At 60.1% G+C, this 12643-nt stretch carries 13 protein-coding genes; 2 read left to right on the top strand and 11 right to left on the bottom strand.

Annotated elements, in window-relative coordinates; translation table 11 throughout:
* Positions 1–133 precede the first annotated feature (133 nt).
* Together folD and UC34_RS09880 are read left to right on the top strand one after the other, a co-directional pair.
* A complete protein-coding gene (folD, locus tag UC34_RS09885; RefSeq protein WP_044455398.1) occupies positions 134–985 on the top strand; it encodes a bifunctional methylenetetrahydrofolate dehydrogenase/methenyltetrahydrofolate cyclohydrolase FolD in 852 nt (283 codons plus the stop codon).
* Between the two features lie 350 nt (positions 986–1335).
* Entirely contained in the window at positions 1336–3414 is a 2079-nt protein-coding gene (locus UC34_RS09880; RefSeq protein WP_044455397.1) for a M3 family metallopeptidase, read from the top strand.
* Positions 3415–3515: 101 nt separating this feature from the next.
* Here UC34_RS09880 and UC34_RS26165 read toward each other — a convergent pair whose 3' ends face one another.
* The 11 genes from UC34_RS26165 to hflK all read right to left on the bottom strand — a co-directional run bounded on the left by UC34_RS26165 (position 3516) and on the right by hflK (position 12591).
* Positions 3516–3953 (bottom strand): hypothetical protein, encoded by a 438-nt coding sequence (locus UC34_RS26165; protein ID WP_418303926.1) that lies wholly within the window; start codon positions 3951–3953, stop codon positions 3516–3518.
* Between the two features lie 71 nt (positions 3954–4024).
* A complete protein-coding gene (gene tnpC, locus UC34_RS09870) occupies positions 4025–5557 on the bottom strand; it encodes an IS66 family transposase (RefSeq protein WP_044455395.1) in 1533 nt (510 codons plus the stop codon).
* A gap of 57 nt (positions 5558–5614) precedes the next feature.
* Entirely contained in the window at positions 5615–5950 is a 336-nt protein-coding gene (tnpB, locus tag UC34_RS09865; protein ID WP_044455394.1) for an IS66 family insertion sequence element accessory protein TnpB, read from the bottom strand.
* Positions 5947–6342 (bottom strand): transposase, encoded by a 396-nt coding sequence (locus tag UC34_RS09860; protein WP_072617460.1) that lies wholly within the window; start codon positions 6340–6342, stop codon positions 5947–5949. The genes tnpB and UC34_RS09860 overlap by 4 nt, the downstream gene beginning before the upstream one ends.
* A 33-nt stretch (positions 6343–6375) precedes the next feature.
* Positions 6376–6645 (bottom strand): hypothetical protein, encoded by a 270-nt coding sequence (locus UC34_RS09855; RefSeq protein WP_157123125.1) that lies wholly within the window; start codon positions 6643–6645, stop codon positions 6376–6378.
* Positions 6646–6920: 275 nt separating this feature from the next.
* On the bottom strand, positions 6921–7457 hold the full coding sequence (locus UC34_RS09850) for a phosphoribosyltransferase (RefSeq protein WP_044455391.1): 537 nt from the start codon (positions 7455–7457) through the stop codon (positions 6921–6923).
* 27 nt (positions 7458–7484) lie between these two features.
* A complete protein-coding gene (locus tag UC34_RS09845) occupies positions 7485–8825 on the bottom strand; it encodes an adenylosuccinate synthase (protein WP_044455390.1) in 1341 nt (446 codons plus the stop codon).
* Between the two features lie 73 nt (positions 8826–8898).
* Positions 8899–10059, bottom strand: coding sequence for an ATP phosphoribosyltransferase regulatory subunit (locus tag UC34_RS09840; RefSeq protein ID WP_044455389.1), 1161 nt, complete (start codon positions 10057–10059; stop codon positions 8899–8901).
* Positions 10060–10099: 40 nt separating this feature from the next.
* A complete protein-coding gene (locus UC34_RS09835) occupies positions 10100–10252 on the bottom strand; it encodes a DUF2065 domain-containing protein (protein ID WP_044457977.1) in 153 nt (50 codons plus the stop codon).
* Between the two features lie 107 nt (positions 10253–10359).
* Entirely contained in the window at positions 10360–11259 is a 900-nt protein-coding gene (gene hflC / locus UC34_RS09830; RefSeq protein ID WP_044455388.1) for a protease modulator HflC, read from the bottom strand.
* 12 nt (positions 11260–11271) lie between these two features.
* Entirely contained in the window at positions 11272–12591 is a 1320-nt protein-coding gene (gene hflK, locus UC34_RS09825) for an FtsH protease activity modulator HflK (RefSeq protein WP_084070511.1), read from the bottom strand.
* Positions 12592–12643 lie beyond the last annotated feature (52 nt).

The raw sequence follows: 12643 nt of genomic DNA, 5'->3' as shown, positions 1-12643 counted from the left end.
GCTAGGCCGGGCCTCTCCCGCGCACTTCCGCGCACCGTTATAATACGGTCTTTGCGTTCGTCACCCCGCTTGACGCGCACCGCCGCACCCGGCCCATGGCCAGCCCCCATTCTTCATACGACACCCACGCATCATGACTGCCACCCTCATCGACGGCAACGCCCTCGCCAAACGCATTCGCGCCGAAGTCGCCACCCGCGCTGCCGCCCTCACCGCTCGCGGCCATCAGCCGGGCCTCGCCGTCGTCCTTGTCGGCGATGATCCGGCCAGTCAGGTCTATGTACGCAACAAGGTCAAGGCCTGCGAGGACAACGGGCTGTATTCGTCGCTCGACCGTTATCCGGCCGACCTGACCGAAAGCGCCCTGCTCGCTCGCATCGACGAGCTCAATCGCGATCCGAAGATCAACGGCATTCTCGTGCAATTGCCGCTGCCGAAGCACATCGATAGCCACAAGGTGCTTGAGGCGATCGCCCCGGAAAAGGACGTCGACGGTTTTCACGTGTCGAACGCCGGTGCATTGATGACAGGCGCCCCGCTGTTCCGGCCCTGCACGCCGTATGGGTGCATGAAGATGCTGGAGTCGGTGCAGTTCCCGCTCCGGGGGGCCGTTGCGGTGGTGATTGGTGCGTCGAATATCGTGGGCAAACCGATGGCGATGATGCTGCTGCAAGCCGGCGCCACCGTCACGATCTGCAACAGCAAGACGCGCGATCTCGCCGCACACACACGCAACGCCGACGTGATCGTGGCCGCCGTGGGCAAACGCAATATCGTCACCGCCGACATGGTCAAACCCGGCGCTGCCGTGATCGACGTCGGGATGAACCGTGACGACGAAGGCAAACTTTGCGGCGACGTCGACTTCCAAGGTGTCAAGGAAGTCGCGGGCTTCATTACGCCGGTGCCGGGTGGCGTTGGTCCGATGACCATTACGATGCTTCTCGTCAACACGATCGAAGCCGCAGAACGCGCATTGGGCTAATCTGCCACGCATCAACTGCACGCGTTAGTTGCCGCTCGTCGAGGCGCGCACGGCCCACCGGTCGGCGCGCCTTTTTCATTCCGCAATTGCCGTGAATCTGGCCAGGGACCGACGGAAACCGCCGAGTCTGACCTCGGATCATCCCGAAAAAGGCGCCTGTGGCGAGTGACGAAACATCGCGCCGTCGCCCAGACATGGCCACATGATGTCGGCGAATGCCTTTTGCGATAAGGCAGTGCCGCGTTTCCGTCATCGCAGCAACCCATCGTTCCAGTTGAAAAAAACGACTGGAAAAATCCACAGGTTGCCCCCACACTCTTCGTAAGCCCCTTCAAGTGGATAACGAACGCATGAATACGCCGCAAACCAATCCTCTTCTCGACATCGAAGGACTCCCCCGCTTTGCCGACATCCGCCCCGAGCACGTGACGCCAGCCATTGACGTCTTGCTGGAGCAAGCGCGCGCAGCGGTGGACCGAGCAGCGGACCCGGCCACGCCGGCAACCTGGGCCAATATTCTTGACGCCGTGGAAGACGGCACCGAAGGCCTCGGGCGCGCATGGGAGATTATTGGACATCTGAACGCCGTCGCAGACACCCCAGCGCTGCGTGCCGCCTACAGTGAAAATCTGCCGCGAGTCACCGAGTTTTCGGCAAGCGTCGGGCAAAACCTGGCGCTCTTCGACAAGTACAAGGCGATTGCCGCCGGACCGGAATTTGCCGGACTTTCGGCCGCACGCAAGAAAATCCTCGACAACGAAATGCGCGGATTCCGCCTGGGTGGTGCAGAACTGCCCGAGGACAAGAAACCGCGATTCGCCGAGATTCAGGAGGAACAGGCGAGCCTCGCCAAGAATTTCTCCGACCACGTTCTCGACGCGACCAACAAGTTCTCACTCGTCGTAACGGACGAGCAGGAGATTGCCGGACTTCCTGAGGACGACAAGGCCGCAGCCCGCGCGGCGGCCGAACGCGACGGCGTCGAGGGCTGGAAATTCACGCTGCATTTCCCCTCGTATTTCCCGGTCCTTCAATACGCCGATAATCGAGCGCTTCGCGAGAAGCTTTATCGCGCCAACGTCACGCGCGCCTCGGAGTTGGGCCCTGAATTCGGTGATGGCGATCCCGGATGGGACAACACCGAGATCGTCGTAGAGCAGTTGGCACTGCGTCGTGAAGAAGCCCAGATGCTCGGTTTCAAGAACTACGCGGAAGTATCGCTTGAACCCAAAATGGCTGAATCACCGGCACAGGTCCTTGAGTTCCTAGAGGACTTAGCCCGCCGTGCGCGTCCGTACGCCGAGAAAGACTGGGAAGAGCTCCAGGCCTTCGCAGCCAAATCGCTTGGCATCGAGACACTGCAACCGTGGGATACGGCCTACGCTTCCGAAAAGCTGCGCCAGCAACGATATGCATTTTCGGAAACGGAAGTTCGCCAGTATTTCCCGCTGCCCAAGGTGCTGGAAGGTCTGTTCCGCGTGGCAGGGACATTGTTCGGCGTCACGATTGAACCGCAAGAAGCAGAAACCTGGCATCCGGACGTGCGCTTCTTCCGTATTGAGCGCGACGGCGAACTGGTGGCGCAGTTCTATATGGATCTGTTCGCGCGGGAAGGCAAACGCGGGGGTGCATGGATGGACAGCGCGCGCACGCGCAAGCGTCTTCATGACGGCAAGCTGCAAACGCCGGTGGCCTATCTTGTCTGCAACTTCCCGGCGCCGGTGGGTAACAAGCCAGCATTGCTGCCGCATGATGATGTCATCACGTTGTTCCACGAATTCGGCCACGGCCTGCACCACATGTTGACTCAGGTCGAAGATGCTGGCGTCGCGGGGATCAATGGCGTCGAGTGGGACGCTGTCGAATTGCCGTCGCAGTTCATGGAAAACTTCTGCTGGGAATGGGATGTACTCGAACACATGACGGCACACGTCGATACCGGCGCCACACTGCCACGCGCCCTGTTCGACAAAATGGTGGCTGCCCGCAATTTCCAAAGCGGCCTGATGATGTTGCGTCAGTTGGTTTTCTCCGACTTCGACATGCATCTGCATTACGACTTCGACCCGCGCGGCAAGGAGTCCGTACTGGAGGTGTCGCGTCGCATCAACGATCGTCTGCACGTCACCCCGCAGGCGGAGTTTTCGCGTTGGCCCAATACGTTCAGCCATATCTTCGCTGGCGGCTACGCAGCAGGCTATTACAGCTACAAATGGGCTGAAGTGCTGTCCGCAGACGCGTACGCCGCGTTCGAAGAGGCAGCCAAGGTAAGCGGATCCGTTCTCGATACGGCAACAGGCGCACGTTACCGTGATGAAATTCTTGCGGTGGGCGGTAGCCGCGAAGCCATGGAATCGTTCATCGCATTCCGCGGTCGCGCGCCGCAGGTCGATGCGCTGCTGCGTCATAGCGGCATGTCGGCAAGTTAGCGCCAGTCATTCGCTGACGAAAGCGGGCGTTCGACGCGAGACGGCGCCCGCATTTTGGATAGCGAGCAATACGAGAATGGGATGCGGCAGCGCGCCCCGATTCAACTGTCGCCTTCGTCGCAACCGTTTGGCCGCCACACGTAACGCTGCGTCTCCTTGTCGAGACATTTCGCGGCTTGAAAGCGAATGGTGCAACCGTTCTCGTACGTTCGAACGCATTCGCCATTAAGGCACTGCGTTCGGGTCCGGACCACCTGGCCCGTCGGGATTCGACACTGCGCCGGAGACGACTGCGCCGCTTTCGGTGGGGGTAAACGCATTCCAGGACGCTGCCCGCTATCGAACCACACTTGCACGCGTTCCAGCGAGCACGGCCCTCCCCGCTGGCACGCGATGAGCGCGTCCTGCACGGCCGCTTCCTCGGTGTCACCCAGCGCCATTCCAATTTCACCGTTACTGGCACGCACGACCGCCCAGTAGGCCGGACCGTTTCCCGCCATCAGCACCTCGCATCGGCCGCCCCGGCTACCCGACGCCAATCGGGATCTGCATCGCTCCAGGGCCGCCAACTTGGCTTGTAAGCGCCCGGCAAAGTCCGGGGTGAGCTCAATCAGGGGACAGGTGGTACCCAGTTATGCGGAAGCAATTCGGCGATCTTATCGGCCCGCTGTGTCGGCAGCCGCGTGAGGACGTCTTTCAAGTATGCGTATGGGTCGTGCCCATTGAGCTGTGCGGAACGCACCAGACTCATAATGGCCGCAGCTCGTTGACCAGCGCGTAGAGAACCTGCAAATAACCAGTTCGCCCGTCCGATTGCCCAGGGTCTAATTAGATTTTCGATTTGGTTGTTATCGATGGGCACGTGGGGATCGTCAAGATAGCGCGTGAGCGCCTGCCAACGCTTGAGGTTGTAGTCCAATGCGTTGGCGATCGCCGATCCCTCAGAGACGAGTTTGCGCTGTGCGAGCATCCAGACGTGCAACGCCTGTGCAATTGGCCGGCCTCGCTCCTCACGAATCGCTCGTCGTTGCTCAGGGTCTAAGTCGGCGGCTTCGCGCTCCACGTCGTAAAGCGCCACGAAGAATTTCAATGCCTGCTCGGCGATCTGACTCTTCTTGCTTGCATGCAGATCGAAGAACTTTCTCCGTGCGTGTGCCATGCATCCGATTTCCGTGATGCCCAGCTTAAATCCTGCTTTATAACCGCTGTAATCGTCGACGACTAGCTTGCCACGCCAATTGCCCAGGAAGGCGCGAGCATGTTCGCCAGACCTACCGTCGGCGAACTCGTACACGACCGCGCGCACCTCTGCGTACTGGGTCGAGGAGTACGCCCACAAATAGGCGCGATGTGTCTTCCCTTTGCCGGGGCTCAACATCTGCACTGGCGTTTCGTCTGCATGTAGGACGCTGTGGCGCAGTAGTTCCTCGCGAAGCGCGTCTACCAAGGGCTGCAAACGCACACCACATATGCCCACCCAGCCGCCGAGCGTCGATTGTGGAATTGCCAGGCCCGCGCGGGCGAAGATGCGTTCCTGCCGGTACAGAGGAAGGTGGTCGCCGTATTTGGCGACCAACACCTGTGCGAGCAAGCCATTCGTTGGAATCCCTTTGTCGATCACATGCGGTGGCACCGGCGCCTGGATCAACGTCTCGCACGCTTTACATGCCCACTTCCCACGGATGTGGCGCTCAACAGTGAATACGCCCGGAGCGTAGTCGAGCTTCTCGCTGATATCCTCGCCAATACGCACGCGCTGGCAGCCACAGGGGCAGTTCAACTCTGTCGGCTCGTGATGAATGTCGGTGCGGGGCAACTGGGGCGGCAACGGCAAGCGTTTGGCCTGCTTGCGAGGCTTCTCCTGCGGCGCGTCCGAACGAAGTTCATTCAACTCGGCCTCAAGCGCTGCCAAATCTTCGTCAATCGCTTCGTCGAGCAGGCTCAACTGCTCGGCAGTGAACTGTTCGCTACGTTTGCCGAATTGCAGGCGTTTGATGACCGAGAGCTCGTGGGTGAGCTGGTCAATGCGCGTTTGGCGGTAGTGCGATTCACGCGTCTTCTCGTCGACCTGAGTCATCAACTGCCGCGCGAGCGCGCGCAGTTGATCGGGGTTCAGGGCATCGAGATCAGTGGGTGAATTCATGCATCAAGTTTGCCAGCACCTGCACGCCGGGGGAATCAAAACTGTTTACGTCATTTGCTATACCACCGCGATTACGTGGTCGTGCGCCAACGTCTGCCAGGGCAGCCCGATCACGAGTGCGCGCAGTTGCTCGAGATTTAACGTCTCAGAAATATCACTATGACCATTGGCCCAAACGAAATGACCTTTGTTCAAGCGTCGTGCAGCAAGCCAGACGCCAAATCCGTCGTACACGAGGACCTTCATGCGCGTCGAGCGCTGATTGGCAAACAGATATGCATGATGTGGCCGTGCGGACCCAAATACCTTCACCACGCGAGCAAGAATGGTATCAGCGCCGGCACGCATATCGAGGGGTTCGGTCGCAAGCCAAATGGCGTCGATGCGGATCATCGCAGCACCTCCCGAACCCAAGCTGCGCTGTCACTCAAGCAAAGCTGCGGCCACAGCACTGACACCGTTGTGCCATTGCGCTGAATGTCGATACGCACGTTCGCTTGCGCCGCGTCGGGCGCTTGTGGTGTCGGCACGGTCATTGGCAACGCGACGAAGGCAGGCTTTACGTCGACAACAACCGATTTGAGTGCAGGCGGTGCAGCGTCGCTCGAATCCGCGGCATCTTTAATCCAACGCCGCAGCACATTGGGGTTCAGACCATGCGAAATCGCCACGGCTGAACATGAGACGCCGACCTGGCGACATTGTTCGATAAGCTCTGACTTGAACGAACTGCTGTAGGTGCGCCGTGTGCGCCCGGTCGGAATGTCTTGGGAAATAGTGTGCACGTGTCCGCTTCCTGATCGTGGAAACGTATGCTCTTACGCCAAAGAATAGAAAACCAGATGAGATTGCCGGGTGCTTACCTTGGCTTTCGCCATCGACGTCTGGTTCATCACAAACAGGTACTGCATCCCGCTCACCGATCGCACGCCGGCGACCGCAGATGCGGCATGACTCGATGCGCTCGCCATCGCCATCAGGCCAGCGACGCCGACGATGCAAACCGTGTGAAAAAGTCGAAACGACCGGATCATGAAGAAGTGAATGGCACGGACTCCAGAGATGGCGGGAGCGATGCCCCATCTCACCACAGTGGGATCACGCCTGAAGCGCCGAGCAAAGGGGAAATTGCCGGCCTTATGATGTCTCTCGGGCAGTGAGGCACCTTACGCGTCTCGGCATCGGTCATCTCGATACGAGTGCAGGTTCCTGCGAGAACGGGCAGCAACGGGATAAGACACGCCGAACGACCAAAACAAAACAGGCGGCGCATCTTCCGATGGCACCGCCTGAATGCGGCCTGAGGAAGGCTCCCCGGCCAATGGCGTACCCTGAAGAGGCGCGCCCGATACTTCAGACCCGGTCAGGTCCCCCGCTTGATCCAAGCCGACAGATTATGCGGGCGGAGCGTGTCGTACTCTTCGAACGGCTGATGAATCCATGGATTCGTCGGCAGGAAATCGACAGCATAGTCCGGCGCCACCTTCGAGCAGGCCTTGTGCCAGAGCACCGCCGAGCGCACGTCCGTCACCTTCGGGAAACGCTCCTTCAGATGCTTGCCAACGCGCTCGAGCGTCACGCCCGAATCGACCAGATCGTCGACCAGCAGAACGCGGCCTTCCAGCTCGCCACGCGTGATGGTGATGTACTGAGCGATGTCGAGGTCGCCACGAACGGTGCCTTCTGCCTCACGATACGAACTCGTCGCCAGAATCGCGAGCGGCACGTCGTAGATGCGCGCGAGTTGGTCACCCACACGCAAGCCACCACGGGCCAGACACAGGATCTTGTCGAACTTCCAGTTGGACTCATAGACCGCGAGCGCCAAGCGTTCAATCAGTCGATGGTACTCGTCCCACGAGACCCAGAGGTTCTTGTCGTCGTTTTGGGGCTGATTCATGGTGTGTCTTGCCAGTCCTGCTGTTTTTCAGTTCTTGAAGGGGTGACGCAAAAGGATCGTCTCGTCGCGGTCCGGACCGGTCGACACCATGTCGATCGGAATACCGCTCACTTCTTCGATCCGCTTCAGGTAGTTCTGCGCCTGGACCGGCAATTGGTCCCACGAAGTTACCCCGACGGTGCTCTGCGACCAGCCCGGGAAATCTTCGTAGACCGGCTCGCAACGAGCGACGTCCACAGCGCCGCGCGGCAGAATGTCGACCGACTTGCCGTCGATCTTGTACCCCACGCAAAGCCGCACGGTTTCAAGACCGTCGAGCACGTCGAGTTTCGTCATGCACAGGCCGGTAACACCGTTGATCTGAATCGAACGCTTGAGCGCGGCGGCATCCATCCAGCCCGTGCGACGCGGACGACCGGTCACCGAGCCGAATTCCTTGCCGACCGTCGCCAGCTGCAGGCCAATGGCTTCCTGACGCGCGGGATTGTCGGCGTCGTACAGTTCGCTCGGGAACGGACCGGCGCCAACGCGTGTGCAATAGGCCTTGGTAATGCCCAGCACATAGTGCAACTGTTGCGGACCCACGCCAGCGCCCGCCGATGCGGCGCCTGCAACGCAGTTGCTGCTGGTCACGAACGGGTACGTGCCATGGTCGATGTCGAGCAGCGTGCCTTGCGCGCCTTCGAACAGCAGCTTGCCGCCCGCAGCGTTTGCCGCATAGAGTTCTTGCGACACGTCGGCGATCATCGGACGCAGACGCTCGACGTAGCTCAGCATCTTGTCCAGCGTTTCCTGGAAATCGACAGCTTCTGCGCCCAGATACTGGGTCAGAACGAAGTTGTGATAGTCAAGATTTTCGCGCAGACGCTCAGCGAACGCCTTCGGATCGAAAAGATCCTGAACGCGCAGGGCACGGCGGCCCACCTTGTCCTCGTACGCCGGACCGATACCACGACCGGTCGTACCGATCTTGCCGGCGCCGCGACGGGCTTCGCGCGCCTGGTCGATGGCGACGTGGTACGGGAGGATCAGGGTGCAAGCTTCTGAAATACGCAGACGGCCACAGACGTTCAGGCCGGCGCTCTCGAGCTCTTCGATTTCCTTGAACAGGGCTTCGGGCGACAGCACCACACCGTTGCCGATGTAGCACGTCACATCCTTGTGCATGATGCCCGACGGAATCAGACGCAGGATGGTCTTTTTACCGCCGATGATGAGCGTATGTCCGGCATTGTGGCCCCCTTGGAAACGCACCACGCCTTGCGCATGATCGGTCAGCCAGTCGACGACCTTACCCTTACCCTCGTCGCCCCATTGGGTTCCGATAACGACGACGTTGCGTCCCTGATTCAAAGCATTGCCGGACATAACAATAGTTGGTTTGGTTAAAAACGTATTCTACCCGTGTTGGCGCAGGCGAGTGCCGCTTTTTTCAGCGAATTCACCGGGGTGTCACTACCCACTGGCCATCTTTCTCGACAAGAACGCGGTCCCCCGTGAACTCCTCGAAATCCTGAGCGTGGCCCGGCAACATCCGGATGACCACCTCGCCTGCATCGCGCAGGCTATCAATCTTGGCACGCAGCCCCGGCACGTCGTCAGCAGGCGCCAAAATCGCATTACTACGCGCTTCTACCGGCGAAATTGCAGCCAACTCACGCAAATCGAGCGAAAAACCCGTTGCCGGGCGATCTCGACCAAATGCCTGACCGACCTTGTCGTAGCGACCGCCCCGGGCGATCGCGTTCGGGATGCCATCCACGTACGCCGCGAACATGACCCCACTGTGGTACTGGTAGCCGCGCAGGTCGGCGAGGTCGATGGATAGCACCGCCGGACCAACCTTGCCCTGCGAATCTGCCAGATAGGCGAGATCGTCCAGCGCGGACTTCACGCCGGGAAGGTCCGGCAACACCTTGCGGGCACGGGCAAGCGTATCGGCGGGCTCACCATACAATGTGGTCAGACTCAGCAGCGCATCACGCACGTGCACGGGGAGATCGCGGGTGAGTTCCTGCAATTGCGGCACGTCTTTGGTCGCGAGCGCCCCGAACAGCTGGCTCTCGATGGCTTCGGCCGCCGGCACCCCCTCCAGTAGTGCTTCGAGCACGCCAGCGTGGCAGAGGTCGATACGAATTTGCTTCAGACCGGCCAGTTGCAGGCAGAACAGCAGCAATTCCTGAATCTCGAGATCGGCTTCCAGCCCGCTGTGACCGAAAATTTCGGCGCCAATCTGGAACGGCTCGCGCGTGGCTAGCAGATTGCGCGGGCGCGTGAACAGCACGCTGCCCGCGTAGCACAGACGTGTCACCCCCTTGCGGTTCAGCAAGTGAGCGTCGATACGGGCGATTTGCGGCGTGATGTCGGCGCGCAAGCCCATCGTGCGTCCCGAAAGCTGATCGACGAGCTTGAACGTGCGCAGATCGAGGTCATGGCCGGTGCCGGTGAGCAGCGACTCGACGTACTCGAGCATCGGCGGCATCACGAGTTCGTAGCCATAGGTACGGAAGCGATCGAGCATGAGACGGCGCAGATCTTCGATCTTGCGCGCCTCGGACGGCAGCACGTCGGCGATATTTTCGGGAAGTAGCCAGTTCGGCATGGGTATTTCGGGATTCAGACGGCGCGAGAAAGCGCCTTTTTTAATCGGCCAGCAGCATCAGGATCAGCCCCAGCAGGACGGCGGCCAGACCAAAGAAGCGAATCTGGCCGGACGGCATTTCCGTTATTTTACGAAAACTTTGCCGCCACCGGTCTGGCGCGACGAACGGAAACAGGCCCTCCACGATCAGCATGAGGGCAAAAGCGAGAATGATTGTGCTGCTGGTCACTGGGGGACTCGGCCAAAACGCCACCGCCCGCGTTGACGCGGGCGGTGGCAGCTACTCGGATGTCAGAGGCGTTATTTTCCCGCTTTTCCGGCTGACGCGCCAGCGCCACCGGAGCCCCGCATAAATCGGAAGAAATCGCTGTTCGGGTCGGCGATGATCACGTCTTTCTTGTCCCGGAATGTTGCCTTGTACGCTTCCAGACTCTGATAGAACTGCGCGAACTGCGGATCGCGGCCAAATGCCTGCGCATAAATGTTTGCGGCAGCGGCGTCGCCCTCACCCTTGACCTGCTGAGCCTTGGCATATGCCTCAGCCACAACCACGTCGCGCTGACGGTCCGCATCGGCACGAATTTGCTCGGCCTCGGCGGCACCGGTCGAACGCAGTTCGTTCGCCACACGCTTGCGCTCGGCAGCCATCCGGCTATACACCGAATCACTGATGCCGGCTGCCAGATCCACTCGGCGCATACGCACGTCAACGATCTCGATACCGACCTGTGCGGCCTCGTCGCCAACCTTCTGCTTGACCCACTGCATCACCTGATCACGCTGTGTCGAGACCACTTCCGTGACGGTGCGCTTAGTGAAGGCTTCCTGCAATGCCGACCGAATCTGCTGCGTCAGGCGGTCCTGAGCGAGGCGGTTATCGCCCTTGAAGCTCACATAGAACTTGCGCGGATCGATAATGCGCCACTTTACGTACGAGTCGACGATCAGGTTCTTCTTCTCAGCCGTGATGAAGCGCTCGGGCTCCGGGTTGTCGATGGTCATGATCCGCTTGTCCAGATACAACACGGTCTGGAGCGGCGGCGGCAACTTGAATTTCAGGCCTGGCTGGTTGTAGACGTCCTTGATCTCGCCCAGCGAGAACACCACGGCATAACGGCGCTGATCCACGACAAACATGGTCGAGGCGAGCACGATCAACAAGACGATCAGCGCGACGATAACGGTTCCAATACGGTTCATGCGCTTATCCCCTTAGCGTGAATCGCGGTCGCGGTTGCGCAGTGCCGCGCGCGATCGATCATGGTCGACATCGTTGTTGTCATCAGCAGCCGACGTACCCGCTGCCGCCCCCGTAGCCGCACCGGAAGCCGGTGCGGGGGTCGACGCGTCGCTACGCGAGCGCTCCATGATCTTGTCCAACGGCAGATACAACAGGCTGTTGTTCTTCGAGTCCACCATGATCTTGGTGGTACGTGAGTAGATCTGTTGCATCGTATCGAGATACATGCGCTCGCGGATCACGCCAGGCGCCTTGGCATAAGCTTCCTGCACCGACTTGAAGCGATCCGCATCACCTTGCGCTTGCGATACCACACGCGCCTTGTAACCGGCTGCCTCTTCCGTCAGACGCGACGCGGTACCCTTGGCACGCGGAATCACGTCATTGGCATAGGCCTGCGCTTCATTCTTTGCACGCTCCAGATCCTGACCGGCTTTCACGGCGTCGTCGAAGGCGGCCTGCACCTGTTCGGGCGGCTGCACGCTCTGCATGGTCACACTCGTGACGAGAATGCCCGTCTTGTAGCTGTCCAGAATGCGCTGAATCGAAGTGACGAGTTCGTTGGCGATCTCCTCACGGCCGGCATAAAGCACGAAGTCCATCTTGCTCTTGCCGACGATCTCGCGCACCGCCGTCTGCGCTGCCAGATTCACGGACGATTCGGCATCCACGTTATTGAACAGGAATTCGGTCGCGTCCTTGATGCGGTACTGCACGGCGAAGCGAACGTCGATGATGTTCTCATCGCCCGTGAGCATCGACGAGTCCTTCAGATCGGTGTCGCGAATCGTATTCGAACGACCGATTTCGACCGAGCGAATCTGCGACATGTTGACGACCTCGACCGACTGGAACGGGTACGGCAGGCGCCACTGAATGCCCGAAGTCGTCGTGTACTTGTATTTGCCGAACTGGGTCACGACACCGACCTGACCTTCCTGGACGATGAATATGCCCGTCGCCAGCCAGATCAGGAAGGCCAGCGCGACAACGACGCCGACACCGATGCCCGACCCGCGCGAGCCGCCCGAGAAATTGTTCGAGCCGCCATTACCGCCGCCACCGTTCTTGCGGCCAAAGATACGATTCAGGCGGCGATTGAAATCGCGCCATAGTTCGTCGAGATCGGGAGGGCCATCCTGCTGCGGGCCCTGCGGTCCGCGCTGCGGCTCCTTCTGATCCTGCGAATTTGGATTACTCGCACGATCCGGGCGGTTCGGCTCCTGATTGCCGGACGGCGCATCGCCGCCGCCGTCCCGCCCCCAGCGCGGGTCGTTCAGGGAGAAAATCAAGCCAACTCGTCTCATCAAAGCTCTTGGAAGCATAGGTAGAAGCGTGGTGACT

The organism is Pandoraea vervacti (assembly GCF_000934605.2).
In the GTDB taxonomy this organism is placed as follows: Bacteria; Pseudomonadota; Gammaproteobacteria; order Burkholderiales; family Burkholderiaceae; genus Pandoraea; species Pandoraea vervacti.
This window is presented reverse-complemented; position numbering and strand designations above follow the sequence as displayed.